Consider the following 26,816-nt stretch of genomic DNA (forward strand, 5'->3'; position numbering starts at 1 on the left):
TCGTTGCTCGCGCTCGCCGTCTGATGCAAAATCAAAACAGGTTCTAGACGACAAAGATGGGAGCAGCGCGAACGTGCTGGCCTAGATCAACGTATGTCTGTATACGAACCGACACGTGACTATTGGCCCGCCGCCATGCCTCCGGATGCCTCACCAATGGCCGAGCGAATTGATGACCGCATGATGCAACCCGTCCTGCCGCGTCGTCGGATGAGCATCCACCTGGACGCGCCGCTATCCGACGACGAGTTCCAAACGTTGTGTCAGCGCAATCCACAGTTGATCATCGAGCAATCCCCCGACGGTTCTCTCGTCCTCATGGCCCCTACGGGTGGTGCGTCTGGTAACCGAAATCTCACGATTGGTTTTCACCTTGCCGCATGGATTGAGGAGCATGGCGGGTTCGGGTTCGATTCCAATACGATGTTTCGATTGCCCAACGGCGCGCACCGCATGCCGGATGTTGCATGGGTGCAGCGCGCCCGATTCTTGGCGCTTTCGGAAGCAGAGCGTGAGGGCTTCGTTCCGCTCGCCCCAGACTTCGTGATCGAATTGCGTTCGCCAACGGATGATCTTTCGGCCCTGAAGGATAAGATGAACGAGTACATGCGGGCCGGCGTGCGGTTGGGGTGGCTGATTGACCCACAAACCAAAACCGTGACAATGTACCGCGACGACGGCACGCAAGAGACCCTCGACCAACCGGCAACGGTCGTAGCGGAAACCGTGGTGGACGGCTTTACGCTGCCGATGGCCCGCGTCTGGAATCCTTTTGGGCGCGCGAGGTGAGCAGCAGGAGGCTCCCCAGCTTCCCGTGGAAGTATTCGCGTCCCTTACGGTCGTCCACAGGGCCCTCATCGCCGAAGGAGCTTAAAGCCGATCGCGCGCAGCTACAGTAGCCATGTTTGAGCCCTCATACAGCCACTCCGATCAATTCTGGACGCTCCTGCGGGTAATGGCTTTGCTCGATTTCAAGTTCTAGCCAACAGGAGCCGCAATAGAGCACTGCATCTGACGTCGAACAAGCATGCGCTGTGTTGATAGGGTAGGTACGCCCGCACGTATCGTGTGACGGCTCGTCGCGGAGATTCGTTTCTATCCATTCCCCAAACGCCACTCCTCATGGCTACATGCAAGCTGCGTTCTTTTATCCCTTTTATGTTATGCGTCGGATTGTTTGTTACCGGTCCGGCTGTCGCACAGGAGGTGCAGGTGCCCCTCAGCCCCGACAGCACCGTCACAACCATCGACGCTGAGCTTCGCAACGCGCTCGGCTTATTTCCAGACGTTTCGGGTTTTCAGCGCGCCCGTTTATTCCGGACGGGCCCCGGCACCTACGAACTCGTCGTTGAATACCGTACGGGTGGCCAGATGCTGCGTCAGCGACGCCCCCTTACGGCTGCGGAGGTCGAGCAGCTGCGCCAGCGCGTCGCGTCGCAACTCCAAGCGGCCAACATCCGCGTCGGACTCAACCAGGAGGGGCGGGTGGGGCTTGTGGCATCCACTACGTTCTTGGGATTGGTAGAGGGGAGCTTACTGGTCGGCGCGCTGGAAGCCGAATCCGACGCCGCCGCAGCGCTTCCGTTGATGGGGGGCGCGCTGGGGTTTTTCATTCCGCTGTTAGCTACGCAAAACGCATCCGTTTCTGAGGCCGAGTCCGACCTCACGTTTTACGGTGGTGTGCAGGGGTATGCCCACGCGGTGCAGCTTGCAGAGCTTGTGAGTAAAGATCCAGACGGCTCATCGGTTGCCGGACTGGCTGCGCTGTTCGGCGCGGTGGAAGGCACAGCGGGCTACCTAGCTGCCACACGCAATGGGTGGAGTGGAGGCCATGCTGAGATGATCAGCCTTACCGGCATCTCTGGCAACCTGTTGGGGCTCGGCCTGGGTACAGCACTCGCCGGAGAAACAGATGACGGTGCCGTCTCGCGCACCATCGCCGCTTCTTCGCTGATAAGCTCGCTTGCAGGGGCGTACATCGGTCATCGTATGGGGTGCACCGGACGGTACACCCAGGGCGATGCCCGGATCTATCTCCAGACCGGCGTTCAGGCCGCCAACTTCATTGGATCGTTGGCTGCGGCCACCGGCATGGAAGACCGCCGGGGCGTCGCAGCACTCATCACAGGGGCCGGTGTCGGCGGGTTGGCGCTAGGGCGCTCGCTCGTTCAAGAGCGCAACTTCTCCAAAGGCGAAGCCAACCTGATCTTTCTGGGCTCGGTGGCTGGCTCACTACTCGGTGGTGGTCTAGCTGCGGTGTCCGATGCCAATGGGAGCGCCGTAGCTCTTATGCAGGCTGTCGGTTCCGGTCTAGGGTTCGGCATCACATACGGCCTCTTTTCCGATAGTGCGCGCCGTCGCGAGTCGTCTTCCAGTGCAGGGATCAACGTGGAGATGCGCATAACACCACATATCGAAGCGCCGGTGCGACAGTCTCGAATGACTTTTTCCAGCGCAACGGTGCTCCCGAAGTTCACGCTCCGCGCCTCATTCTGATATGATGCATTGAGGGCTTGGCATTATGCTGCAGGCTCCGTGCCGTCGTCATCGTACGGCCAGCGCCGCTCACGCGATTGAGGACGACTGGCGTCTACCCTTCTACGTGATGTGCGCATAGCACAGCGCTAGGGTTCCAATGCTGCCGCCACATGGATGAAGCCGGCACGCCGTTTTGTGTTATCGCTAACTTTGACACGCTCGACAGCCGGCAGGACACCGTACGCGACCGCGACTCGATGGAGCAAGCCCGCGCCATCATCGACCAGCGCATTGCCTACATCAACGACCGCTCCATCGGCTGGAGCCGCGAGGATGTGTAGGTTTTTCACCACAGGGGGGCATGGGCCGCTGCGCATTGCCAACCGATGCATGCAATGCCCGAAGGGGCGCTCCGTGTGAGAGTGGCCCTTCGAGGTTTGGGTTACGACGAACGTGAGGTGCGCTCATACGCAGGCCTTACCGTACAATAGTGAGGCGCCGCGTCTCAGTAAACCCTTCGGTCTGCATGCGCAGGAAGTACATACCGCTGGCCAGCCCACGTACATCGATTACCTGTTCGTGGCGACCGGTAGCCTTGGTGTTTACAACCGTTTTCACATGGCGCCCCAGAAGGTCATAGAGTTCGATGCGTACTGTGCTCGGACCGCTTGCGTCTCCTCTGTCGGGGACGGCGTAGCGGAGCGTAACCATGCTCTGCGCCGGATTTGGATAGCTGGGCAAAAGCTCCGCTTCCAAAGACGAGCGGTTCACGGTCACCGGGTCGCTGGTTGAGGCGGTACCGTCAAGGTCTACCTGGCGTAGCCGATACGTGAGGCTCTCGGCTTCGTACGGTAGGTCTGTATCCTCGAACCGGTAGGACTGCCGCTCCTTGGTCGTGCCGCCTCCTTCCACAAAGCCAAGCTCTGTCCATGATGCTTTGCTGACAGAGCCCGGCGCGGCCGTGCTGCTGCCCACGCGGCGTTGGACGTAAAACCCGGCGTTGTTCGTCTCGGCGGCAGTTTGCCAGGTGAGGAGGACGGCGTCGGATTGCTGCTGGGCGTCGAACGCGGTCAGTTCGACGGGGAGCGGATCAGTGGGGCTTGTGAGCACAAACTCGCTAAAGCCCGTCACGGTGGCCGCGATCTCGCCGTTTTCGACGGTCGTGGGCAGCTCGACGAACGTGCCTGCATCGAGTGCAGAGCGCGTGTAGACGGTCACGTTGCCGGGCGTGGTGATGCCGCCAAGGGCGTCGGGGTCGAAGCGGACCCTGGTTCCGGAACCAGGAAGGGCGTCTCCGTCGGTGGTGATGAGGAAGCGGTACTGACTGATATTTTCGTCAGATGGAAGCCCATCGGTGTCCGGCGGAGGCGTGTTGAAGCGCGAAACCGTGACGGACCCGGGGGTGGTGCCAGGTCCGAAGTCGATGGCAAGGCCCGTGGTGCCGAAATCGACGCGTCCGTCGCTGACAACCGACACGGTGGCGGCATCGTCGCGCGGTGTGGTGAAACGCTCATTGCCAATCACTCGCGTCAGAAATTTTCCACTTACGGAACCCGTGACGACAATATCGAGATCGCCGTCGCCATCGTAGTCGCCCCAGGTGCCATCGCCAGGGATGACCCCCGCGAGGATGCCCGGAAATTGCGTGAAGCGGTCGCCCCCGTCGTTGCGGTACAGGCGCGTGATGATTTCAAAGGTTGAGGAACCAGTGGAGGCAACCCCAACAAGAAGGAGGTCGAGGTCCCCGTCGAGGTCGGCATCTCCCCACTGCCCGACGCTGCTCTTTTCTACATTTGAACTGGGAACCCCTGTGGTGCCTACATTGGGAAGCCCCGTGGTGCTCGCGGCCAGGCCCACGAATTCGATCGTACCATCGCTGTCGATGTCGCCTTCATTGCGATAGATCCGCGTTGCATTCCCGCTTGAGTTGCTCCCTGTAATGACGAGGTCGAGGTCGCCGTCGCTGTCGTAGTCGCCCCAGTCCACCGAGCCATCCTCGACGCTCAACAGTCCAGCACTAATGTCGGTGAAGTCGGCGAGGTTGTCCCCATCGGAGTCGCCGTCGTTGCGGTAGATGGCCGTCACAGGGGAGCCGGTGTCTGGTAGGCCCTGGAGAATGAGATCGAGATCCCCGTCCTCGTCAAAGTCGCCCCACGCTATCGACGGGTCGCTCAGATCGGGAAGGTCCGCCTGGATGTCGATGAAGTTCACGATGCCGTCGTTATCGGTATCCCCATCGTTTCGGTAGATGGACGTTAGGCGTTGGCTGCTGGGGTTGAGGCCTCCAATGATAAGATCGAGATCGCCGTCGCTGTCGTAATCGCCCCAGGCGGCTGTCGATTCGGAGCGGAATCCCGGGAGATTGAGATCAGATGCAGAGAGCGTAGTGAAGTCTACGGTGCCATCGTTGTTGGTATCGCCCTCGTTTCGGTAGATGCGCGCAGTAGCGCCCCCCGTTGTCGTCGCTTGCTGCCCAATGACGAGAAGATCGAGGTCGCCGTCTGCGTCATAGTCGCCCCACACTATATCACCATCCGGGTTGATTTTCAAAAATCCGGCTTGCACATCCGTAAAGTCGGGACGTCCATCTCCATCGGTATCGCCTCCGTTGCGATAGAGGGCCGTTACGGGATTCCCAGCAGAACCGCCCGCCAGGGCAAGATCGAGGTCGCCGTCGTTATCGACGTCGCCCCAGTCGGCAGGTCCTCGCACGGGAGGCAAGCCGCTGGTTCCCTCACGGACGCGCAAAATTCCGCCTTCGTAGGCGCCAAGGTCAACCGTGCCCACCTGGATGCGCGCCTCGCCCGCACGGTCGATGGGCAGCGGCTCGGTCGTGTCGCCATCGCCATCGAGGTCGGGCGTATCGGCAGGCACAGCATCGTTGGTGCCCGCATTGAGCGCCGGACTGCCAACGAAGAGGCGGACGTCGTTGTCCGCGCCGTTGACGTCTACGAAGAGCGGGTCGGCATCGAAATTCCCACCGCCATCCTGGAGGCTGCCGCCGTCGTCGTTCGCGATGCCGTCTCCGCTTAGACCGCCTTCGATGAGCGTGTGCGTGAGCGTCGGGGTTGCGTTGCTGTTGAACAGCTGATCGCCGCTTTGATCCGCCGTATTGTTCCACAGAATGGCATTGGCGAGCGTCGGCTGGCTCGTGCCGTTATCACCGCCGTAGCTGTACATCGCCCCCGCGTAGTTCCCAGCAGTATTGTTGGCGACCGTCACGTTCACGAGGGTGGGGCTGCTCGTTCCGCCCGCCGAACCGGATTCGCCGCCGGTGATTGCATCTTTCGACCCATCGTTGCAGATGGCTCCGCCTCGGGCAGCCTGATTGTCGATAAAGACTGCGTTGACGATCAGCGGATTGCTCGTGCCTTCATCGTATCCGCCATTGTAGATGGCCCCGCCATAGAAGGCCCTGTTGTTTCGGAAGATGATGTTGCTGAGCGTCGGACTGCACGTAACGTTGTTCCCCGAGCCGTTGCAGTAGAGACCGCCGCCCGCAGTGTCGGAGCTGCCGGGGCTGCCGCTCGCGTTCCCCTCCGTGATGGTCACGCCGTCGATTACCGTGGCTCGCGTGATTGGGTCGTTGCTGGTGCCATCGAGCCAGACGACGTGGCGGCTGCGATCGTTCGGATCCCCCGTTGTGCTGATGTCACCGGAGAGGATCGACCGGTGCTGCGATGGGTCGCGCTGGAAGCGCTGCGTCTCATCGCCTGCGAAGCCGCCGTAGATCTGAAGACCGTCTTTCTCACCAGGGATGAGAAAGCTTTCGGTTCGGTCGTCTTCGTCCACGTTCTGTCCTTCGTCTGGATAATACGTGCCCTCGGCAACCCAGATTTCGTCGCCTGCCTGCGCGGCTGCAAAGGCGTTTTGGAGATCGCGGAACGCGTCCGTCCACGACGAGCCGTCGGTAGCGCCCGTCGCATCGGCATCGACGTACCAGATGCGCGGCTCGCCGCCCTCGAAGGCCCCAAGGTCCACCGTTGCCGTGCCGTCGCCGTCATCGTCCTGGATTCGGTCGTTGCCGGCAACATCGGTCTCAATGGTCTGCGCCACGGTTTCGAAGGGAACATTGGTGCCTGCGTCCAACACCGGACTGGTCCGCAGGGCACGCACGTCATCGTCCGCCGTCCCGAACGTGTCATCGGGGCCATCGGCATCCACGAAGTCCGGATCGGCGTTCAGGTTGCCCCCGCCATCCTGAAGGCTGCTACCGTTGTTGTTCGAAATGCCATTTCCTTGTAGACCGCCTTCGACGAGCGTGTGCGTGAGCGTCGGCGTCGCATCCAGGTTATAGAGCTCCGCGCCGTCCGTAGCATCGTTGTTCCAGAGGATCACGTTCGTCAGTTGCGGCTCTGCGCGGCCACCGTTGAGGCCGTTGTTGATCATCGCGCCGCCGTTGCCCCCGGCCGTGTTGCCCGTAAACGTCGTGTTGATGATTACCGGACTGCCCTGGCCATTTGTGCCTTTCCCGGAATTGAGCATCGCCCCGCCGTTGCTCGTCGCTTCATTTCCCACGAAGACGCTGTTGACGATCATCGGTCGACTTTGGCCGCCATGCTCGCCTTCGTTGAACATCGCACCGCCGAAACCCGCACGGTTGCCCCGGAAGGTGACGCCGACAATCGTCGGATTGCACAGGCCGCCTTCGCCGCGGCACAGGAGGCCGCCGCCCGCGTTCAAAGGAAAACTGTTGCCGCTGGCGTTGCCCCCGGTGATGGTCACCCCGTCGATCACCGTCGTGGGGGTGATGGGGTCGTTCGTGCCGTCGAGAACGAAGACGTGGTAGGCATTGCCGCCCAGCGTCCCATCGCCGTCCACGTCGCCGGTGAGCACCGCCTCGTAAGCGTCCGGGTCGCGCTGGTCGAGCGTGGTTTCGCCCCCGCCGGGCCGGCTTTGGCCCTGGAAGCCGCCGTAGATCTTGAGGCCGTCTTTGGCGCCCGTAAACGTGAAGCTGTTGTCGCGCGTGTCGCCGGTGGGATAGGTCCCGTCGGCGACCCAAATGGCGTCGTCCTCTTTGGCGTTGAGAAGCGCTGTGCGAAAGCTGGAGTACGCCGTGGCCCAGGAGGTGCCGTCCCGGATGCCGGAGGTGTTGTCGGCGTCGACGTAAATCTGTGCGTGCGCCGTGGGCAGGAATCCAAGAAACAACGCGGCTGTGATGAGTGCCATCTTCCAGGCGGCCGCCGTCCCAGGAGTGAGCAACCAGCGTGCAGACGTGGAGCAGAACGTGGGTACAAACATAGCGCGGGGTCGAAGGTGTGCACCAAGGGTCGATGCGAGGCACAGTCCCCGCCTCGGCGCGAATGATCCTCCAGTGGATGATTCTCCAGTGGAGCCTTTCGCGTCGTTGAGGCGCCGGTGCTGCGTCATCGCGGTGCACAACGTAGACGCCGCTGCGAACTCTTGTTTTGCGCCATCGTGCACGGCTGTGCAGCAGCGTGCACACGTGCTATATTCATAGAAAACACATACAAAGATCAACCCTCAGCGCCTGCAAGGCCAGATTTTGCCCGAGACGCCCTCCACCACCACTACGGGCCGACCCGTGCCCTACGGGGCTGCCATCTCAGACGGAGTCGCGTCGAAGTGCTCGCGGAAGGCGCGGCTGAAGGCCGACAGGTTCTCGTACCCCACGGCGTAGGCGACCTCGGTGACGGTTCCGGCGTCTTCGGCCAGCAACCGACGGGCTTCGTCCAAGCGTACGGTACGGAGGAGCTCGGACGGTGAGGGACTGCCCTCGGCACGGAGGCGGCGGTAGAGGGTGGAGCGCGTCGTATCCAGCGCGGCTGCCAGTTCGGCCACGCCAAAGTCGGGATCGCTCAGGTGGCGCATAGCGACCGTGCGCGCCGCCGCTGCGTGGGGCCGTGGATCCTCGTCCGGAGTCGATGTGGAACCGACGGCGGCCCCGCTGTCGGAAGGTTCGGATCTGCGTTCGTCTCGCAGGCGCTCCCGCAAGCGCTCTTGGAGCGCAAACATCCCTCGCACCCGCGCCTCCAGCACACGCGGCGCAAACGGCTTGGTGATGTAGTCGTCGGCGCCGGTCTCCAGTCCCTCGGCTTCGGCATGCGTCCCGCCCCGCGCTGTGAGCAGCACGATGGGGATCGACGCCGTCACGGGGTTCCCCTTCAGCTGGCGCGTCATCGTCAGGCCATCCATCTTGGGCATCATGACGTCGGCAAGAATGAGGTCCGGCAAGAGCGCTTCGGCCTGCGCCACCCCCTCGGTGCCGGTGGCAGCTTCAGCCAGACGATAGGCATCACCGAGCACGGTGCGGATGTGTTGCCGGACACTGGCGTGGTCGTCCACCACGAGCACGAGTCGGCGTCCGTCGTTCTGCCCATCGCCGGAGGGCGACGCCCCCTGCCCAAGCGGTTGGGCCGTAATCGCGTCTGTGTTGCCCCCCGTCGGCACGACCACCAGATCATCGCCCGAGGGGCCGCCCCGTTCGCCTGGATCTCTCAATCCATCGCCCTGCCCGTCGGCTTCCGCGTCGGCTGCTGCGACGAGTTGATCGGCGTGCAGGTGGTCGCTTCCCCGTTGCAGCGTAACGGTGACCGTCGTTCCGTCTCCCGGTGCGCTGTCGAGCGTGAGGGTGCCCCCGTGAAGCCGGACCAGATCGCGGGCGAGTGGTAATCCCAAGCCAGCACCGGTCCCTGCGGACGACTCCTCTCCCCGCACGAAACGCTCGAACACGCGTTCTTGGGCCGCCGCGCTGAGTCCCGGTCCCGTATCGGTCACCGTCAAGCAAACGCCCGCATCATCTTCCATCACGCGCACGTCCACGTGTCCACCGGCCGGCGTGTACTTGAGGGCATTGGCCAGCAGGTTGCTCACGATCTGGTCGAGGTGCTGCGGATCGGCGTACACCGACTCGGTCGACGCCGACGGGGGTTGGACGACGTCCTTCGCCGCCTCCGAACGAACGTCGTGATGAAACGTGAGGGTGAGCCCTTCTTCCTCCGCCCACCCGGCGAAGCTTTGGGCCAACCGTCGAACCGCAGCCACCACGTTCACGGGACGGGCTTGCACCCGCAGGCTCCCGGCGTCGAGTTGGGCGAGGTCCAGCAGTTGATCGACGAGGCGCTGCAAACGAGCAGCATGGTGCTCCACCAGAGCCAGTTGCTCGTCGGTTGCCTCCGGCGACCGCTCCCCCTGCCGCAGCCAGCGCACCGGTCCCAAGATGAGCGTCAGCGGCGTACGCAACTCGTGACTGACGTTGGCAAAGAAGCGCGACTTGGCGGCGTCCACCTCCTGGAGGCGGCGGGCCTGCTTCACCAGTTGCTCCGACTGGCGACTGAGGCGCTGGTTTTGGGTTTGGATCTCCTCCGTCCGTTGGGCTACGAGCTGTTGCAAGCGCTGCCGCTGGACTTCAAGCCACCGGACGCGTCCCCATCCTGCGGCTCCGATGAGGCCCAGGCCCGCCAGAACGACCAGCGCCTTGAACCATCCGGTCTCCCACCACCGGGGCGTCACGACGAACGTGAGGCGCGCTGTCGGGGCATGCCAGGCGTCGCTGCCATGCGTGGCCTGCACCTCGAACGTGTGGCGACCGGGATCCAGGTTGGTAAAATACGCGACGCGCCGTGTGCCCGCGTCCGTCCAGGGTCCGCCCGACAGGCGGTATCGGAAGCGAACGTCACGCGGACGATAAAAGCTGATCCCCGTATACCGAATCGCCATCTCGCGGGCCTCCGCATCCAGCCGCAGCGACGTGCCGAGCGGCTTTCGCGTCTCTCCGTTCACTGTGGCGTGCTCAATCACAACCCGTGGGGCGTTGTGCGGCCCGCTCCGCACCCGTGCCGGATCCATGGCCACCACGCCGGCTTGCGTGGGAAACCAAAGGCGCCCGCTGGCGGTGCGCGTTCCGGCTGCATGCACTCCACCGTTGGCCTCGCGGTTGCGCAGGCCGTGGTGCTCGGTGTATGCGGTTGGGAACAGGTGGTCGGCCTCTCCATCGGCCACGGCATTCAACGCCTCCTGATGCACCCAGAAGATGCCTTGATTGGTGCTCATCCAGAGGCGGCCCTGGTCATCGGGGAGGATCTGGTGGATGCTGTTGGCAAAGAGCCCGTCGGCGGTGGTGACCGGCGCGATGCGGTCGTCGGTGGGCGATGCGGTGCCGCGCCGGTCCAGGCGGACGAGCCCGCGGTCCTCCGTTCCGATCCAGAGCCTTCCGTCTGGGTCTTCGTAGAGCGAGCGGATGAGATTGCTCGACAAGCCATCGGCGGTCGTCAAGCGGGTGATGTGCGGGCGAGGGGTCTTCGCCGTGTCGGGGGGCAGGGAGAGGCGAATCACTCCGTCGCCGTTCGTGCCCATCCACACGGTGCCGTCGGGCCGTGGGAGAATCGACCACACCACGCGCACCGGGCTCGTGTCGTAGGGCGTCACCGTGTTGCCCGCAATGTGCACCAGGGCGTCGCCCAGCAGCGTCCCGGCCCATACGGCGTCGTTTGCCGTCGGGTCGGGCACCACGGGGTACACGTTGGGAACGGCCATGCCCTCGGGCGCCCCATACGACCGAAGCGGCGTCGGTGCGAGGCGGACGAGGCCTGCCGTTCCCGAGGCGATCCAGACGTGCCCTTCGCCGTCTTTCAGCACGCCGTTGATGGGACCCGGGAGGTGCAGCACCGGCGTGGAGTCGTGGAACACCGTGCCGCTCGGATGGCGCGGCGTGGCACTGATGCCCAGCCAGTGCCCGTGGGCCGCCTCCACACGATGCGGACGCTCACGTGGGTAGCGGAGATCGTCGAGTGAGGTGGCGGCCTCTGCCCACATCGGCTGTATCGGCACGCCCGTGGTGCGCCACGCCGTCAGGCGGGCCTCCGAGAAGCGATAGGCGCCCTCTTCCATTCCCAGCAGCACCGTCCCGTTGGGCATCGGCAACAGGTGCCCGATCGTGTCCGGCCCCGACCACGGCACCGATCCCACGGCCTGCAGTACGCCCTCCCGAAGCCCGTAGAGCGTCAGCCCCGCCAGCAGCCACGGGCGGTGCTGCGCATCAATGGCAAGGCGCAGCGGGCGCTTCGGGACGTTCCGGGACGCAAACGGTACGGGGCGGAGATCTCCCTCGGCGTATCGCCAGAGGTGGTGCCGGTCGTTCAGAACCCAGAGCGTGTCTCCCACGGCGTCGAGATGCACAACGGCGCCGTTGGGAGGCCCAACGGGCACGAGCGCCGGGCCTGCTGCTGGACGCCCATCGTCTGCCACGCGCAGCAGGCCGTGCTGCGTGCCGACCCAGAGGATGTCGTCAGCGACGCGCAGATAGGTAAAGTCGACCGGGTCTGCCGCACGGTCGGGGCGGTACTGGAACGTGCGTACGGAGTCGGTCCGTGGATCGTAGCGAACGAGCACCGGCTGTTCGGTTGTCATCCACAGCGCTCCATCGGGCCCGCGCACGAGTTGAACCAGGCGATTGCTAGGGAAGGCCGGATGCGTGTCGGTCCGCACGGTCGTAAAGCGGACGCCGTCGAACCGCACGAGACCGTCGTACGTGCTCGCCCACAGGTAGCCCCGGGGGCCACGCGCCAGTCCGTTAACGGCATCTACGGGAAGTCCGTCTTCGGCTGTCCAGTGCACGGCCTGGTAGCCCTCCGCCACCTCCAGCCCGGAGGCCGTGGCGGGCTGCTGCGCCCAGAGGAGAGTGGGTGGCCCCCATACAACCGCGATGGTCGCAAGGAGAGCACCCACAAGGAGGCAGCGATGAACGATGGGAGCGACAACCATGTCGAATGAATGCGGTGCCGGGAATGGCTTCAGCAGCGCAGTTGTACGATACGAAAACGCGTTCGCTTCTGCCACCCGTGCGGACACGCGTCGGACCCACCGGGTCAACCAGTGTCAAAAGGGACTTACACACTTGGAATCGTTTCCTATGTCAAAGCACGGTTTCCCGGCCTTGAAGAGAACGGCGTCTTGGACAACCCGGAGGGATCCGCGGCCAAAATCACCGCTGTTTGAGCGCTCTCGGCGCTCGTCTGGATCCAGCCAAAAATGAACACCCTTTTGCTCGTTCGACCTCCGTCGCTGCCCCTGCCTGATCCGTTTTGAAAGACAGGTGGGCTGAGCACCGTCCAAAAATTTGTCATGAACAGTTTGCCCTTTGAATGAGAATACGGAGCATCGACGCCCATCGTCGTATTTTCAACTGCCTAAGTCCTGCCAAAAAGGAAGCCCCCCGATTCCCGCCCCTGGACGAGAGGGCGGTCGCTTGCAGGTTCAATGGGCAGGCCATAGAATAGTGCTACAAAGTTAACTTTTCCCTTCAATAGTCCGTGCAACTTTGAGGCGGCTACAGCCGCTCTATTTTGAAGGAGGTATTCTTCGGTCGGGATCAGAACAGTGTAAAGATAGGCACTGTACATGACAAGACGTGAATGCATCTTCTTATACCAAATGCAAGGGTTCAGTATGCACATCTGCTCCAAACCTGTCAGGTCTGCCGAGACCTGACAGGTCTTTCTGTGCAGGGATCAACGTGGAGATGCGCATAACACCGCATATCGAAGCGCCGGTGCGACAGTCTCGGATGACTTTTTCCAGCGCAACGGTGCTCCCGAAGTTCACGCTCCGCGCCTCATTCTGATATGATGCGTTGAGGGCTTGGCATTATGCTGCAGGCTCCGTGCCGTCGTCATCGTACGGCCAGCGCCGCTCACGCGATGGTTATCTCACATGCAGCGCCGATCAGCCTGATTCCCATGATGACAATGCCCCTTTAGGAAGTCCCCCGATGCGCTACATCGGACAGGCCTCCTCGTCGTAGACCGCGTCGATGTGGTGCTGCTTGAGGCGCTGGTAGGCGGGGTCGTCGCGCACGGCCTGCCAGGCGTCCCGAAAGACGACAGCGGCGCGGCGCTTGTCGGCATCGGCCCACTGCTGCGGGGCGCGCTCGGTGCCGTCGGCATCGTACTTCTGCCCACCCGGGTACTTCGCATAGCGCATGGCGCGGGTGAAGCCCATCTGCAGGTACTTGCGCACCATGTCCATCCCCACGAAGTCGCCCTCCGATTTATAGGCCGCGTACTTGTCGCGCAACGCGGCGACGGCTGCTTCAGCGGCGGCCTCGTCCTTAAACTGCCAGTGCGGAAGCAGCGCGCTCTTGTACGGCTCCACCTTGAAGACGCCCTGTTCGCCCGACTGGACCCGGTATGCTTCGGGGTGGGCGCGGAAGTCGAGGTCGTATTCGCCAGCCATGTAAGCGGAAAAGAAATGGGAAGGAATGCGGTTGCCACCGGGGTGCGGTGCGCTGTTCAGCTTTCGGATCACGTGAGGCCGATAAGACGGGAACGAGCTAAAAAGCGCCACCGCATGTCCGGCCCACTCATCGTTGCACGCTAATTATATTATAACACTTTGATCCCCGTATGGGCCTCACGACCTCATTTTCGTTTATGCGATACGCAAAGACGTGTGCCGTATTTGTCGTTCTCCTCTTCGTCGCGATGGCGACGGCGTCTCCAGCCGAAGCCCGAACCTGCACCTGGACGGGGCAGGGGGACGGCGTCTTCTGGAGCGACCCCGACAACTGGGATGATGCCAGCGGCGATCCGTGCACGCCGGGGGCGGGCGATACGGCCATCATCAATGGATCGGTCGAGCTCGCCAGCGGCCGGACGGTCAACGAGCTCCAGCTGGCAGGGACGCTCACGATTGATGGGGGCGCTACCCTCATCGTGAACTATCTTTTTCTGGATACCGGCAGCATCAGCGGGGATGGCGACGTCGAGGTCGATCAGCAAGCGGATTTCAGCGGCGGAACGATCAGCGTGGCCATCACCCTGCCGTCCGACAGCAATAATTCGTGCGGGACGCGCCTTCGCATCGGGGAAGGCAACACGTTTACCAACAACGGCACGCTCTCCGGCAGCTGCTTCGTCGACATGGAGGCCGGGACGACGATCGACAACTACGGCGTGATCGAGGCGGGCGTGAGCATCTCGGTCGTCGGCGCGCTGGACAACGGGCAAGAAGAGGTGACGCCGTATCCTATCGTGAACAACAAGGTCGATGCGACGATGCGCGCGGGTACGAATGCCATCTTTAACAACGCAGGGACTGTGGAAGTCCCTCCCGGCAATACCGTTATGTTTAGTGGCGGGGGCACCTCGAATGGTACGTTCATCGTTCCGACTGAAACGACACCGGATGATGGCGTTGAAATTGCTGCGCTGCGATTCACGGAACAGTTTGGCATCACACCGCACGACCTCACGGGAGCCCTCATTCAGGGCGGTGGCAGAGTGCAGTTCCAAGACTTCCGTTCACCGATTGCCCTGACCGACGTCACGTACGATCTGAGTGGAGCGCCCGAGGCGGAGACACTCATTACTGAAGCTGAGGTGACATTTCCCGCGTCCATGACGCTCGTAGACGTCGGGAAGACGCTTTTCATTTATGACGAAGACGCAACGGAGGATGAAGCAGCCATCATCGAACACGACATCGCCCTCGCCACGCTGCAAACGCAGGGAGGTACCCTTGGGGGCAGCGGTGCTGTCACCGTGTCCGATGCGTTTCAAGTAACCCGCGGCACCATCGACAACCGCACCGTCACCATCGATGGGGTAGGAAGCTTCGGAAGTTCTGGCACAATCAGTCTAACGGGCGGTGCGAGCGTGACCAATAACGTGGACTTGCAGGTGGGTACGGTAACGATGGCTGATGCAACGGCCTGGATTAACAATGCAACGCTCACGGTCGACGGAAACGGATTTCCTACGGTAGGCTCATTCACGACGCCGCCTGTGGTAACCAACAACGGACGGGTGGTCTTTGATTTCGGCGACTATTCGCTTGGGGCAGATTGGACCAACAACGGTGAGCTTCGACTGTTGGGTACCGTGACCGCCACGGGAGCCTTCACCAATGCCACGAGCGGCATCGTGAGCGGGACCGGGCAGCTTGATTGGAGCGGGGCCACCACCGTGACCAACGACGGTACCTTTGCGCCGGGTCGTCCCGGTTTTCCATACGCGCGGCTGCAAGTGGTTGGCGACTTTGTAATGAGCCCAAACGCTACGCTGGATATCGAAGGGGCAGCCGGATCCGGCACTGTTGATGAGTTGGAGGTGAATGGCGCGGTGGGGCTCGATGGAACGTTAGACCTCACGTTGGACGACGTACCGCTCGGCAGCTACGAAATCGTCACGCTTAACTTTGCTACATCGGAAACCATTACGGGCACCTTCGCACAGGTGGCAGTTCCCTCAGGGTACACGGCAAACATGCGCTATGCGACCGACGCAGTCACGCTCGACATCACCGAGACGCCCTATCCGCTGCTGGACCGTTCACCCCTTGATATCGACTTCGGTGATGCCGAAGTCAGCGCTATCGAACGCATTGAAATCGAGAACGTGGGCAGTGGCACGCTCACGCTTTCTGGCGCGTCGCTGAGCGGGGCTGACGCGGCACGGTTCGATGTCGTCCAGCCGAGCTTCCCCGTCGATCTCAGCACGGGCCAGACAGTGGATGTGGCCGTGCAGGTCGTCGGGCCCGAGACGAGCGGCAGCGTCTCGGCCACGCTCGACCTCGCGCACGACGGCGATGGAGATGGTTCGGCGACCACGTCCGTTCCCGTCGTGGCCGATCAGATCGTTAACCCGAACTATGGTCAAGCTGCAGGCTACTTCTTCGCCAACTCGACGTTCTTCTCGGATGAAGCGCCCTCGCAGCCCACATTCGACTGGATCGACATCTCCAGCACGGGGATCGATCGTATCGGGGCCCTCTCCGATAACAGTGTAATTGGCCCGTTTGATTTGGGCTTTACGTTTCGCTTCTTCGGTCAAGACTACACCCAGTACTGGATCAGCTCGAACGGATGGATTGCGTTCTCGGACCCAGGGGGTGAGGCCGAGTCGTTCAATTCCATCATCCCGGATGCGGACGCCCCCAACGCGCTCGTAGCCTGGTTCTGGGACGACCTCGATCCGTCCGACACAGACGTTACCGGCCGCCATCTCTATGTGCAAACGACGACGGTGAACGGCGTGGATGCGCACGTCATCACCTTCGAGCACTATCCGGAGCATGGAGCCGACGCAGATGGCTGGATTACAGCGCAGGTTGTGTTGCTAGCCGGTCCGGATGCCAGCACGAATGGGGCGATCAAGCTCCAGTACAAAGCGCACGGGGCGTCGATTTACCTAGAAGGCGCAACGGTGGGGATTGAGAACGCATCGGGCGGCAACGGACTGCAGTATCGCTACGATAATACCGGAGGGCCGCTCTTTGGCTCACCCCTCGCCGTGCAAATCGGCCCGGATGCGACGGCGCTCCCCGTTGAGCTGACGACCTTCGACGCGGCGCAGACGGACGCCGGCGTTCGGCTCACGTGGCAGACCGCTGCCGAGCAGAACAACGCCGGGTTTGCCGTCGAGCGTCGGGTAGACGGCGGGGCGTTCACCGCGGTCGGCTTTGTGGACGGCGCGGGCACCACGAACCGCCCCCGTCGCTACCGCTTCACCGACGACGCCGTGCCGTACGCCGCCGAGCGCCTGACGTACCGCCTCAAGCAGGTTGATACCGACGGAGCGGCCACGTACAGCGACGTGGTGGAGGTCCAGCTCGACGCCCCGGAGCGGTTCGCATTGCACGGTAACTACCCGAACCCCGTCGCGCAGCAGACCACGATTCGCTACGCGCTGCCCCGTGCGGCCGACGTACATCTGGCGGTGTACGATGTGCTGGGCCGCCGTGTCGCGATTTTGGCCAACGAGCAGCAGCCGGCCGGTCGTAAGGAGGTTGTCTTTGATGCCCGGCAGCTGGCAAGCGGCATCTACTTTGTGCGCCTGCACACCAACCGCCAGACGCGCACGCAGAAGCTGATGGTGGTACGGTAGCCCCGGGCTGATCCTGAGGGCTTGGGCTACGGGACCGGCGCCATTGCTGCAAGCAATCGCTGTTACCGGATGACGGCGGCCTTGCGGAGGACCGGCGCGGTGTCTGGGGCTTCGATGCGGAGCAGGTACACGCCCGAGGGGACGCGCTGCCCCCGGCGGTCGCGCAAGTCCCAGGCCACGCCGCCCACGCGCGTGCCATCGGCGCGCACCACGCGTACGAGCTGCCCGCTGGCGGTGTAGATGCGCACCGTGGCCGCGCGCGGGACGCCCGCCACGATGAGGGGCGCGCTGTGACGCGCGGCGCGGTACGGGTTGGGGTAGACGTACGCGTTGGCCAGCGTCTCGGCAAACTGCGTCAGGCGGAGCCGGCGGCTCTCCTCGGCAAGACGGGCGCCTGTGGCGGCTTGCAGCGTGTCGAGAACCAGCGTGGTGGTGCGGCCGGTGGCGCCAATGGCGGTGCCCGCAACCGTTAGGCTGAGCCGTGCCGGGTTGGCGGCATCGAGGGCCGCGCGGGTCACCGTGCCGACGGGCTCCAGCCGGTAGCGGGCGGCGCGCTCGGCTTGTGCGGGGCGCAGCGGCGCGCTGAAGGTGACCTGCACGGTATGCGGATCGGTGACGGTCCAGTCCTTCACGATAAAGGGCGGCTGCTGTGGAGCGGGGACGGCCAGCACGGCCTCCGTTTGCGCAACGGGTACGCCGGAGGTGTCCCGCACGCCGGTCCACCGCAGCGTGTGCGACCCGGGGGCGAGGGCCTCGAAGCGCAGCACCACCGCGCGGCCGTCGTCGGCACGGAGCAGGCGCGTGGGGGCGCGCTGGGCGTCGAGCGTAAACTGCGGGGCCGTGATGGCAGCAGCAAGTGGCTCGGTAAACGTGAGGCGCACGGCCGTGTCCGTTGGGTATTCGATGGCTGCCACCGTGGCGGGGGCATGGGGGCGCACGACGCGTGCAGGTGACAGCGGCGAGGCCGTGCCGCTTTGCCAGGCGCGCAGCGCATACCGCCGCGTGGCGGTTTCGGAAAGCACGAGCGTGGAGTCGGTTGTGGACGCGCGGCGGTTGAGCGTGCCGCCAATCGGCCCGGTGAGGACCGTCACGGAGTCGGCGCCGGGGGCCGTCCACGACAAGCGCAGCGACGTGGCATCCACCGCGCGGGCCGCGCGCCACCGGGGCGGGGGCCGCTCAAGGGCCGCCGGCTGGGGCACGTAGCGCGCAAAGGTGTCGTCGCTCGTCATTGCTACAATGGAAGCGCGCCCGTCGCCATCGAAGTCGTGCACCACCAGGCTCCGGCTTTGGACCACAGGCTCCGGCGCGGCGCCATCCACAAAGATGCGCTGCCAGGAGCCGTCGGGTTCACGGTCGAGGACGTACAGATAGGGCGGATGGCTGATGATGACCTCGTCGGTTCCGTCGCCGTCCAGGTCGCCCATCGCCACGCTTCCGTTGCCCGAGCGCGCGCCGTACACCGGCACGATGGCTTCGGGCGCAAAGGCGTTGTCGCCGGTGGACTGCCAGATGTAGTAGCGGCTGAGCGGCGGGGCCTGCGCGCCTTCATCCAGCGACAACGGAAAGGAGCCGGTAAACGTCACAAACTCGCGGCCCGCGTCGCCGTCCGTTTCGCCTTGGGCAAAGCGATCGTCGGCAAAGAATCCATCGGTCGGATAGCTCCACACATGCGTTGCGGTGTTGTTGCCGGTCCACTCGTAGGCAAACCAGTCGCCGTCGCCATCGCCAAAGAGCGCCTCGATGCGGCCGTCGCCGTCCAGATCGCCGGTGAGGGCGGCCGCATTTCCGATTTGATTGGCATAGGGCGTCGAGCCGCCGGCGGTGGGGTTGGTCAGGCGCGTCGTTTCGCGGAAGGTGCCGCTCGGGGTGCGCTCCAGCACCCGCCACGCCGACTGATTGTTGCCCAGGATGGCGCCGCGCCCGTCGCCGTCAAAGTCGCCAAGGCGGGCGCCAATCAGGGCGTTGAGGGCCGAGGGGTTGGCAAGGCCGGTGGTATCGAGAAAGGCCTGCTGTGCGGGAAGCAGGCGTGTGCCGTTGCGTTCCAAGAGGAGGGTAACGCCTGCAATTTGCGTGAGCAACTCGGCGCGGCCGTCGGCATCTGTGTCGCCGGTGTCGCGCGGAATGACATTGGCCACGAGGGCATCGGCCGGTTGGAAGCCGCTGCCGGTCCATTCGAAGGCCTTCAGGGTGTCGCCCAATCCGCCCTGCGCGTACTGGTTAAAGACGAGCTCCGGGAGGGCGTCGCCGTCGAAGTCGGGGGCGAACGGCAAGAGGCGGCCGCGGGGCACGCGCGTTTCCGTGCGGGTGAGCAAGGCGGTGTTGGTGGCTGGCGTGGGCACCGGCACGGTGCGGGTGGCGGTTGTGGTGGCGCCGGCGGTGTTGGTGGCCGTGAGGGTGACGCGGGCCGCACCGCGGGCGTCGGGCGGCAGGGGCCAGGCGAGGCCGTGGCGGGTCGTCAGGAATTCCGAGGCTTCGGTTCCGGTGCCTTGCGCGGTTTGCACGCGCATGGTGACGGTGGTGCGGTCGTCTGTGGCCACATCGGCCACCACGGATCGCCCGTCGTTATGCAGCGCTGCGGTAACGGCCCGGAGGGTGAGCTGCGGGGCGGTGCGGTCGATAAAGACGCGCCGCCGGTTGTCTAGCGCGCGCCCCGAGCGGCGGCGCACCACCAGCCGCAGCGTGTAGCTGGTGTCGGGCAGCGCGTCGATACGCCATTGCGCCAGCGTGTCGCGCAGGGCCTGGCGCGTGCCCGTCGCAATGACCGTCCAGGGATCGGTCTGCTGATCGAGGCCCAGGGTGCCCACGGCATACGAGACCTCGTACGACGTGAAGCCAGGGTCCAGGACGGTTCCCACGATTGGCACCGGACCCGCAGCGACGCCCGCGTTGTGCGCCGGCGAGAGAAGGGCCGTTTGGGCCGGCAGCGCATCAGCAAGGGCCGCCTCCACGTTTAGCAGCCCGCTGCCCGTGAAGTAGTCCCAGCCCGGCGTCCGCAGATCGGTGGCCGTGCCGGTGAGGATGTTCTGGATGGAAGCGGGGGTGAGCGTCGAGTCGACCGAGCGAAGCAGTCCGGCGGCCCCGGCGACCTGCGGGGCGGCAAAGGAGGACCCGTCGTCCAGCGCGCCGAACAGTTCCTCGTCGGCAAAGGACGAGGCGTTCAGGTCAGGCGGCAGCAACGTGGTGAACACGCGTGTGCCGGGTGCGCCCACATCGAGCCCGTTGCCGTACTGGCCGCGGATGATGACGAGATCCTGCAGCACCGTGCGCGCCAGGTTCTGGCCGTCTTCAGTCAGCCACGGCACCGAAATGACCCCGGGGTAATCGGACGGATAGTGGGGCTCGTCGCCGGAGCTGTTGCCTGCGGAAGCCACGACCACCACGCCCCGATTGATGGCATACGCGATGGCGTCTTCCAGCAATTGCGTGGGGCGCCGTCGGCCAAAGGAGAAGTTGAGCACATCCACGCCGCGCTCGGTGGCATACACGATGGCCGCGGCAATGTCGTCCGTCTCGCCAAACCCATCGGCGCTGAAGGCGCGCAGGGGCAGCAAGCGGGTGCCCGGGGCCACACCGGCCATGCCAATGCCGTTACGCGCGGCGCCAATGATGCCAGCGACTTCGGTGCCGTGACGCGCAAAGCCGCCGCCGTCGGGGTCGGGACCGGCGTCGGGGTCGCGCGTGGTGTACTCGCCGACCTGAAAGGTGCCGGGCTGGTCGACAAAATCGTAGCCGCGCACGTCATCCACCCAGCCGTTGCCATCGTCGTCGATGCCGTTGCGGTCAGGCGCATCGAAGCGGCCGTTGCCGTTCACATCTTCGCCGGGGTTGATGGCAAACTGACCGTCGAGGTCGGGGTGGTCGGGCCAGATGCCGGTGTCCACGACGCCAATCTGCACCGAGGCGCGGCCGGTGGTGAGGGGCCACGCGGCCCGTGTGCGCGTGACGTCCAGATGGTCGAGGCTGTCGGCAAGCGGCTCGGGCGGCAGGGTGTCTTCCAGCCGGTACCGCACGTTCGGGTGGGCGTACGAGACGCCGTCGGTGGCTTGCCACGCGGGAAGCACGCGCGCGAGCGACGACGAGTCGGGGACGGTGAGGGTGTAGACGGTCGTCCAGCCGGCGCCGCCGGTTTTGGGGCGGGGCGTGGCCTCGGGAAGCAGCGGTGCGCTTGCGATGACGCTCGCGGTAAGGGCGGCGTACGGGCCACTGGTTTTGGCGGCGGGCTGCCGAGCGGCTTGTTGAAGCGCGGGCGGCGCGGTGGGGGCAAGCCGCACGATGAACGAGACGGGCGCCGGTTGGCCGTAAGCGAAGGGAGCGTTCAGGAGCACGCCCGGCCAAGCCGCGACGAAAAAGAGCGCAAGGACAAAGCGATACACGGAGCGAGGCACAGTTAAGCGGCGCATGGAGGAGGACATCCGGAACGACCGAGGCAGCACGCAGCATCACGATCGCTCGTGTTACTCATCAGCCTGCACAGGGGCTCGTTCTCAGGCTGTATTCAAAAACGAACCCAAAAGGTCCCAATGCAAACGACCGGCTGTTTTGGAAGGGGAGTCTCTACAATTGAGCACTCATCTGCGTTGGAATGCTTCCGCCCATACACGGAGATCGCATCGTAGATATGACCTTCGGCCCCACCACAGGCATGACCTCCGGCCCACGCGTCACTCACTGTCGTTCGCGCCTCGCGATGACACATTGGTTTCTGCTGTTTTGGTGTGTTGAGCGTACAGGTGGGCAACCCGGCCCAAACAGCCATCTGAACCATTCACGTATCGTTTCTGCATTTCCCCCTCTTGTCATTGCGAGCGAACGCAGTGAGCGCGGCAATCTCCGCAGTAGTGCGTACTCTTTCGTACATGGAGATCGCATCGTAGATATGACCTTCGGCCCCACCACAGCCATGACCTTCGGCCCCCGCGTCGCCGCATTGGTTTCTGCTGCTTTGATGTGTTGAGCATACAGGTAGGCCACCCGACCCAAACAGCCATCTGACCCGTCACCTGCCCCTGTGTCACGTCGAGGAGCCGAATGGAAAGCCGAAGGCTACAGCTGTGCGCGGACCTTGCGCAGGAAGCGCTGCACCCGGCGGTCATTCACGCCCAGGTCGCTGTAGCCGACGCGGCTGGCGCTGCGTACAAACAGTACGCTGCCCGTCTCGTGCGGCGCTACGGCGACCGTCATGTCGTCTTTAAAGACAAGCGCCACGCGGTAGACCGCTGCAAAGGTGCCGTCGTCGCGGAGGCGAACCGACAGCGGTCCGAGGGCGCGCAGGGCTGCTTGCGCCGCCGCACGCACGGTGTCGGGCGGCGCCTCAAAGGTGCGTGCCACGTGGGTGCAGTTGGGCGTGTCGGGACAAGCCGCGAGGGGCGACTGTTCGATAAGCGATTGGCCGGCGGCAGGCATGGGCAGCAGCAAGGCGACGAGGAGAAGACCGAGGCGGCGCATGGCTCAGCGGGACGTGCTGGTTTGTTGGAGCCGCTTGCCGGTGCCGTTGTACTTCGAGGGGCACTTCACCAAAATGTGTTCGGCGGCAAACGCATCGTCGCGGGCATAGCCCTGCACCACCAGCTGCGTGGCCTCGGTGAAGTTGGCGGGCATCGGGTTGGCGTAGCGCACCTTGTGGAGGTTGCCTTTCTTATCACGCATGTAAAACGTGAAGACGTTACGGGCGCGGTCGTAGTGCGTGGGTTTCTGCTTGGCCCAGGTACCCACCACGTGCGCCTGGGCGCCACTCGCGGTAGCTTCCTTAAAGGTCATGTAACCGCCCACTTGGCTGCCAAAGTTCATAAACAGCAGCCCGCCAAATCCGAGCAGCAACACGCATCCAACAATCGTTTTGGGCTTCATAGCACATCAAGAGGTTAAGCTACAAGGTGTCGTTCGAATCGCCTGCATCTACGCGCCGTTCCAATTTCGCAATCTTGCGATCGGTACGAAAGACGAAGGCCAGCAGGCCGAGCAAGATCAGCACAAGGACGGCAACCACCACGTAGATTTTCCCATCCTGCATCATCGTTTGCTCGAACGCCGATTGCGAGGGGCGCACGGGCGGCTGTTCGGTCCATACCGAGTCGTACACCGCCGAGTCGGCCGGGGCTTGTTGCGGCAGCGGATGGATCGTCATGGGCATCGGGTTAGCGGAGGGGATCGTGGCGAAGGGTAAGCTTGAGCCAGGCCAGGCGCACCCGCTGCGTGTACAGGCACCACGCCAGTCCCATAAAGGCCAAAACGGACGGGTAAAAGACCCAGCGCATCGAGGGGGCCAAGTCGGTCTGACTGAACGCTGGGCTTCCCTCGGCCCCCGGGTGCAGGCTCACCATCTGCCGCGGGATGATGTACAAGAGAAACGGCATCGTGACGAACGCGAGCAGGTTGTACACGGCTGCAATGCGTCCGCGCTTTTCTTCGGCCTCAATGCTATCGCGCAAAACAAAATACGCGCCGTAGATGAGAAGCAGCACCGCGGCCATCGACTGTTTGGGGTCGAAGTTCCACCACAAATTGGTCCCGGCGTACCATGTAAAGCGGGCCCATACCATTCCGGTGGTAATGCCCAGCAGCCCCAGCACGAGGCCCACACGAGCCGCCTCACGGGCACGCACATCCCGAAGCGGCGCTTGCGTCTGCAGGTAGCGGAGGGAATGGTACGCCGACACGAGCGTGGCCGCCATCAGGCCAAACCACATGGGCACGTGGAAGTACAGGTTGCGCGCCGACTCCTCGATGATGTTCAGCCGTGGAATGGCCCCCAAAAACCCGGCCACCACAACGCCCACAAGAAGGAGCGCGCTGAGGCCGCGAATGAGCCGGTAGGTCCAGGACCGAGTGGGCAGGGGAGCGGTTGCCATGGGCCAGTAGAAACAGCACAGAGTGCGTGGGATGATCCCTCAACTGCAGGGCAGCGTGCAGGTGTCGGATGCTGTGCGAATTCGTTACCAAAAGTTGATCATCGAACCACGTACTGGATCATGCGGAGCATACGCGTGCGTTGTCGTTTTAACAGGCAAGTGCCGCATACAACCAACCCAACACGCCCATGGAAGTCTGGGATCAGCAAACACACGCCGAGGAAGTGGCCAATAGTCTCACGCACGGAGTTGGACTCGTGCTCAGCGCAGCCGGATGGGCGGTGCTGCTTGTGCTCGCTACGCTGTTTGGCGACGTGTGGCACATCACCAGCTCCCTGATTTATGGCGGCACGCTGGTGTTTCTCTACGGGGCCTCAACGCTCTATCACAGCGCCCGGACTCCGCGGATGAAGCGCGCGCTGCGGGTGGTGGACCACGTGGCGATCTTTCTGCTGATTGCCGGAACCTACACGCCCTTCACGCTCGTGCTGCTGCGCGACGGGTGGGGCTGGACGATTCTCACGCTGGTGTGGGGCCTCGCGGTTGCCGGACTGCTCTTTAAGCTCTTCTCGCGCCACCGCTTCCACTGGAGCGCCACCATTTTTTATCTGCTGATGGGCTGGGTGAGTGTCATCTTTGTGGAACCGATGTGGAGCGCGCTGCCGACGGGTGCGCTCGTGTTGCTGGCTGCCGGCGGACTCGCCTATACGGCGGGCGTCATCTTTTACGGGTGGCACTCGCTCCGCTTTAGTCACGCCATCTGGCACGGCTTTGTGCTGCTTGGCAGCATCCTGCATTACCTTGCCATCGCGCTGTACGTGCTGCCGGCGTAGGCCACGAAGCGCGCGCATTACCAAGCGTAGGTGCCGCCCTCGGTGCCCAGGTCGGTATTCGGAAAGTGGGCGCGGGCCTCCTGCAGCGCCGCCCGCTTATCCCCCGGGGGCAAGTGCACAAGGAGCAGGTGGTCGACGTCTGCCGTAGCGGCAACCTGTGCAGCCTCTGCTGCGGTGGAGTGCACCTCCGGCGCGTTGCCATTGGCCTCATGCACCAACACGTGCGCATCGCGCGCCAGGTGACGCACGCCATCGCACGGCGTCGTGTCCGATGAGTACGCCACCACGTGCCCCGTGGGAAGGTGCTCGAACCGAAAGCCCACGTTGGGAGTGCTGCCGTGGGCCACCGGGGCGGCCGTCACGTGCCAGGGGGGCGTGTCCCACACCACGGCATCGCGGGCCGCGTCTATCGTGCGCCAGTCAATTGGTGGGACGTCCCACGCGTCGGTGATGGCGTCGAAGGCCGTCCATGTGCGTTGGACCTGCGCCAGGGCGTGTTCGATGCCGCATACGGGCACCGGCGCGGTACGCTCTGCCAGCCAGGCCTTTTCCATAAACAGCGGAAAGCCGCTCGTATGGTCGGGGTGCGCGTGGGTGATGAGCAGCGCGGCAAGGTCGTTGATGTGGGCGTCGGGGACGGTGGCCATCCACCGCTGGTACACATCGCCGCCGCAGTCTACCAACAGCGTTGCGCCGGCCGTGGCGTCCGAGAGGGCAAGCATGGTGGTGGTCCGGTGGGCATCGCTGATGGATGCGCCCGTTCCGAGCAGGTGAAGGGCGGGCATGAGCACAGGGCATCTGATGGGCGAGACGCGGGAACGTAACGTACGCATAGCAGCGGCGCAATGTCTAGCGGGCCGCGCTCGCAAGGGATCATACAGCGCTTGGACGCGAGCCCGTGCAGGGGAAACGCCAAATGGCGCACCCGACGGATCGGATGCGCCATTCAGATCGAGCTGCGAGCGGAGAGCAGCTGTGCGGGGATACTATCCGTTGTTGGACGTGCGGCCGTGGTTGACATCGTGGCCCGCGGGCACTGCCTCATCGGCGGCCGTCCACGGCTCGTCGGGCGTGGTATCCTCGAACGTCTCAAGCGAGAGCCGCTGCGCTTGCTCGGGAACGAACGGCTCCGCCACCTCAACGTCGGTTGTGGAGCGCCGGATAAGGGCTACGGTGAGGGCCAGGCCCAGCCAGCTCAGCAGCACGCCCAGGGCCCAAAACATGTGGGTCGACCAGTACGCAATGCGCGGGTCGCTCCCGTCCATGACGGCAAAGCCAAGCCCCACAAGGCTCGTGAGGTACCAGCCCGTAAGCAGGGCACCCACCACGTACAGCACGGCACGGCCGCGCGACCAGCGCACCGTCTGCGTGCTGCGCGGGGGCAGCGGGCGTGCGTTAAATACCGAAAGGGGGATGAGCACCGTGCTCACCACAAGTGAAGCCACAACGCTCGTGCTCCAGAAGTCGGCGCGGCCGGGATTGACCATGGCGCCAATAATGCTAACGACCAACCAGGCCGCTGCTACAATTCCGCTCACAACAGCTAACCGTCTCATAATCATGCTCCCAAATCAGGGCAGAAGGTGGTGAAGAACGACGCACACAACATGCACCACGATCGCTACAACAAAGTAGGGCCGTTGGCGCGGTGTTAACGGAAGAATTGGCGCAGCCAGCTGTACGCTTTCCTGTAAGACCCCCGGATGTCTGGCGCACGGCCGCCTGTGGATCATGCCCGATGGCTGTGTCGTTCACAAGCTGCATTGCAACGGTGCAGTGCAGCCCCTTGCTGATTTTCCGACCGATTGATTGGT

At 63.9% G+C, this 26,816-nt stretch carries 15 protein-coding genes; 5 read left to right on the top strand and 10 right to left on the bottom strand.

The genetic code is table 11. The features are described 5' to 3' along the window. The first annotated feature begins 180 nt into the window (after positions 1–180). The 3 genes from SALLO_RS0102265 (at position 181) to SALLO_RS18045 (ending at position 2,819) form a co-directional block, all read left to right on the top strand. Positions 181–789: a Uma2 family endonuclease gene (locus tag SALLO_RS0102265; RefSeq protein ID WP_040605877.1), complete on the top strand. Its 609-nt coding sequence runs from the start codon at positions 181–183 to the stop codon at positions 787–789. 333 nt (positions 790–1,122) lie between these two features. Beyond that, positions 1,123–2,496, top strand: coding sequence for a hypothetical protein (locus SALLO_RS0102270; RefSeq protein WP_022834707.1), 1,374 nt, complete (start codon positions 1,123–1,125; stop codon positions 2,494–2,496). Between the two features lie 152 nt (positions 2,497–2,648). After that, entirely contained in the window at positions 2,649–2,819 is a 171-nt protein-coding gene (locus tag SALLO_RS18045) for a His/Gly/Thr/Pro-type tRNA ligase C-terminal domain-containing protein (protein WP_022834708.1), read from the top strand. 136 nt (positions 2,820–2,955) lie between these two features. Here SALLO_RS18045 and SALLO_RS0102280 read toward each other — a convergent pair whose 3' ends face one another. From SALLO_RS0102280 to SALLO_RS0102290, 3 genes are all read right to left on the bottom strand, one after another. Then, a complete protein-coding gene (locus SALLO_RS0102280; protein ID WP_028566807.1) occupies positions 2,956–7,647 on the bottom strand; it encodes an FG-GAP-like repeat-containing protein in 4,692 nt (1,563 codons plus the stop codon). Positions 7,648–8,028: 381 nt separating this feature from the next. Further along, entirely contained in the window at positions 8,029–12,201 is a 4,173-nt protein-coding gene (locus SALLO_RS0102285) for a hybrid sensor histidine kinase/response regulator transcription factor (RefSeq protein WP_022834710.1), read from the bottom strand. Positions 12,202–13,212: 1,011 nt separating this feature from the next. Then, the gene (locus SALLO_RS0102290; protein WP_022834711.1) at positions 13,213–13,671 is read right to left on the bottom strand and encodes a DUF4385 domain-containing protein; all 459 of its coding nucleotides are present in this window, start codon (positions 13,669–13,671) and stop codon (positions 13,213–13,215) included. A gap of 197 nt (positions 13,672–13,868) precedes the next feature. On the opposite strand from SALLO_RS0102290, the gene SALLO_RS17535 reads away from it, so the two are divergent. Then, positions 13,869–17,321: a T9SS type A sorting domain-containing protein gene (locus tag SALLO_RS17535; protein ID WP_169577871.1), complete on the top strand. Its 3,453-nt coding sequence runs from the start codon at positions 13,869–13,871 to the stop codon at positions 17,319–17,321. A 62-nt stretch (positions 17,322–17,383) separates the two neighbouring features. Here the strand turns inward: SALLO_RS17535 and SALLO_RS0102300 are convergent, their stop codons facing one another. The 5 genes from SALLO_RS0102300 to ccsA form a co-directional block, all read right to left on the bottom strand. Then, positions 17,384–21,706 carry a S8 family serine peptidase gene (locus SALLO_RS0102300; RefSeq protein WP_211214072.1) on the bottom strand — a complete coding sequence of 1,441 codons (4,323 nt, stop codon included), beginning with the start codon at positions 21,704–21,706 and terminating at the stop codon, positions 17,384–17,386. A gap of 658 nt (positions 21,707–22,364) precedes the next feature. Further along, complete coding sequence (locus SALLO_RS0102305) at positions 22,365–22,766, bottom strand: DUF1499 domain-containing protein (protein ID WP_028566808.1); 402 nt, start codon at positions 22,764–22,766, stop codon at positions 22,365–22,367. 3 nt (positions 22,767–22,769) lie between these two features. Next, positions 22,770–23,168 carry a cytochrome c maturation protein CcmE domain-containing protein gene (locus SALLO_RS14635; RefSeq protein WP_022834714.1) on the bottom strand — a complete coding sequence of 133 codons (399 nt, stop codon included), beginning with the start codon at positions 23,166–23,168 and terminating at the stop codon, positions 22,770–22,772. Between the two features lie 19 nt (positions 23,169–23,187). Then, positions 23,188–23,445 carry a CcmD family protein gene (locus SALLO_RS14640; RefSeq protein WP_051141259.1) on the bottom strand — a complete coding sequence of 86 codons (258 nt, stop codon included), beginning with the start codon at positions 23,443–23,445 and terminating at the stop codon, positions 23,188–23,190. A 10-nt stretch (positions 23,446–23,455) separates the two neighbouring features. Continuing rightward, positions 23,456–24,169, bottom strand: a complete 714-nt coding sequence (gene ccsA / locus SALLO_RS0102320) for a cytochrome c biogenesis protein CcsA (RefSeq protein WP_051141260.1) — start codon at positions 24,167–24,169, stop codon at positions 23,456–23,458. A gap of 188 nt (positions 24,170–24,357) precedes the next feature. Between ccsA and trhA the strand changes: the two genes are divergently transcribed. Further along, positions 24,358–25,002 (top strand): PAQR family membrane homeostasis protein TrhA, encoded by a 645-nt coding sequence (gene trhA / locus SALLO_RS0102325; RefSeq protein ID WP_022834715.1) that lies wholly within the window; start codon positions 24,358–24,360, stop codon positions 25,000–25,002. Positions 25,003–25,019: 17 nt separating this feature from the next. Here the strand turns inward: trhA and SALLO_RS0102330 are convergent, their stop codons facing one another. Next, positions 25,020–25,787: an MBL fold metallo-hydrolase gene (locus tag SALLO_RS0102330; RefSeq protein ID WP_022834716.1), complete on the bottom strand. Its 768-nt coding sequence runs from the start codon at positions 25,785–25,787 to the stop codon at positions 25,020–25,022. Positions 25,788–25,988: 201 nt separating this feature from the next. Then, the gene (locus tag SALLO_RS0102335; RefSeq protein ID WP_169577872.1) at positions 25,989–26,558 is read right to left on the bottom strand and encodes a hypothetical protein; all 570 of its coding nucleotides are present in this window, start codon (positions 26,556–26,558) and stop codon (positions 25,989–25,991) included. Between the last annotated feature and the right edge of the window lie 258 nt (positions 26,559–26,816).

It is taken from the genome of Salisaeta longa DSM 21114, assembly GCF_000419585.1.
GTDB lineage: Bacteria > Bacteroidota > Rhodothermia > Rhodothermales > Salinibacteraceae > Salisaeta > Salisaeta longa.

Excerpts from the sequence above, each read along its gene's own strand:
- SALLO_RS0102270 (WP_022834707.1), top strand. The coding sequence starts at position 1,123 with ATGGCTACATGCAAGCTGCGTTCTTTTATCCCTTTTATGTTATGCGTC.
- SALLO_RS14640 (WP_051141259.1), bottom strand. The coding sequence starts at position 23,445 with ATGACGATCCATCCGCTGCCGCAACAAGCCCCGGCCGACTCGGCGGTG.
- ccsA (WP_051141260.1), bottom strand. The coding sequence starts at position 24,169 with ATGGCAACCGCTCCCCTGCCCACTCGGTCCTGGACCTACCGGCTCATT.
- trhA (WP_022834715.1), top strand. The coding sequence starts at position 24,358 with ATGGAAGTCTGGGATCAGCAAACACACGCCGAGGAAGTGGCCAATAGT.
- SALLO_RS0102330 (WP_022834716.1), bottom strand. The coding sequence starts at position 25,787 with ATGCCCGCCCTTCACCTGCTCGGAACGGGCGCATCCATCAGCGATGCC.
- SALLO_RS0102285 (WP_022834710.1), bottom strand. The coding sequence starts at position 12,201 with ATGGTTGTCGCTCCCATCGTTCATCGCTGCCTCCTTGTGGGTGCTCTC.
- SALLO_RS14635 (WP_022834714.1), bottom strand. The coding sequence starts at position 23,168 with ATGAAGCCCAAAACGATTGTTGGATGCGTGTTGCTGCTCGGATTTGGC.
- SALLO_RS0102265 (WP_040605877.1), top strand. The coding sequence starts at position 181 with ATGATGCAACCCGTCCTGCCGCGTCGTCGGATGAGCATCCACCTGGAC.
- SALLO_RS0102335 (WP_169577872.1), bottom strand. The coding sequence starts at position 26,558 with ATGAGACGGTTAGCTGTTGTGAGCGGAATTGTAGCAGCGGCCTGGTTG.
- SALLO_RS0102305 (WP_028566808.1), bottom strand. The coding sequence starts at position 22,766 with ATGCGCCGCCTCGGTCTTCTCCTCGTCGCCTTGCTGCTGCCCATGCCT.
- SALLO_RS0102290 (WP_022834711.1), bottom strand. The coding sequence starts at position 13,671 with ATGGCTGGCGAATACGACCTCGACTTCCGCGCCCACCCCGAAGCATAC.
- SALLO_RS18045 (WP_022834708.1), top strand. The coding sequence starts at position 2,649 with ATGGATGAAGCCGGCACGCCGTTTTGTGTTATCGCTAACTTTGACACG.
- SALLO_RS17535 (WP_169577871.1), top strand. The coding sequence starts at position 13,869 with ATGCGATACGCAAAGACGTGTGCCGTATTTGTCGTTCTCCTCTTCGTC.
- SALLO_RS0102280 (WP_028566807.1), bottom strand. The coding sequence starts at position 7,647 with ATGGCACTCATCACAGCCGCGTTGTTTCTTGGATTCCTGCCCACGGCG.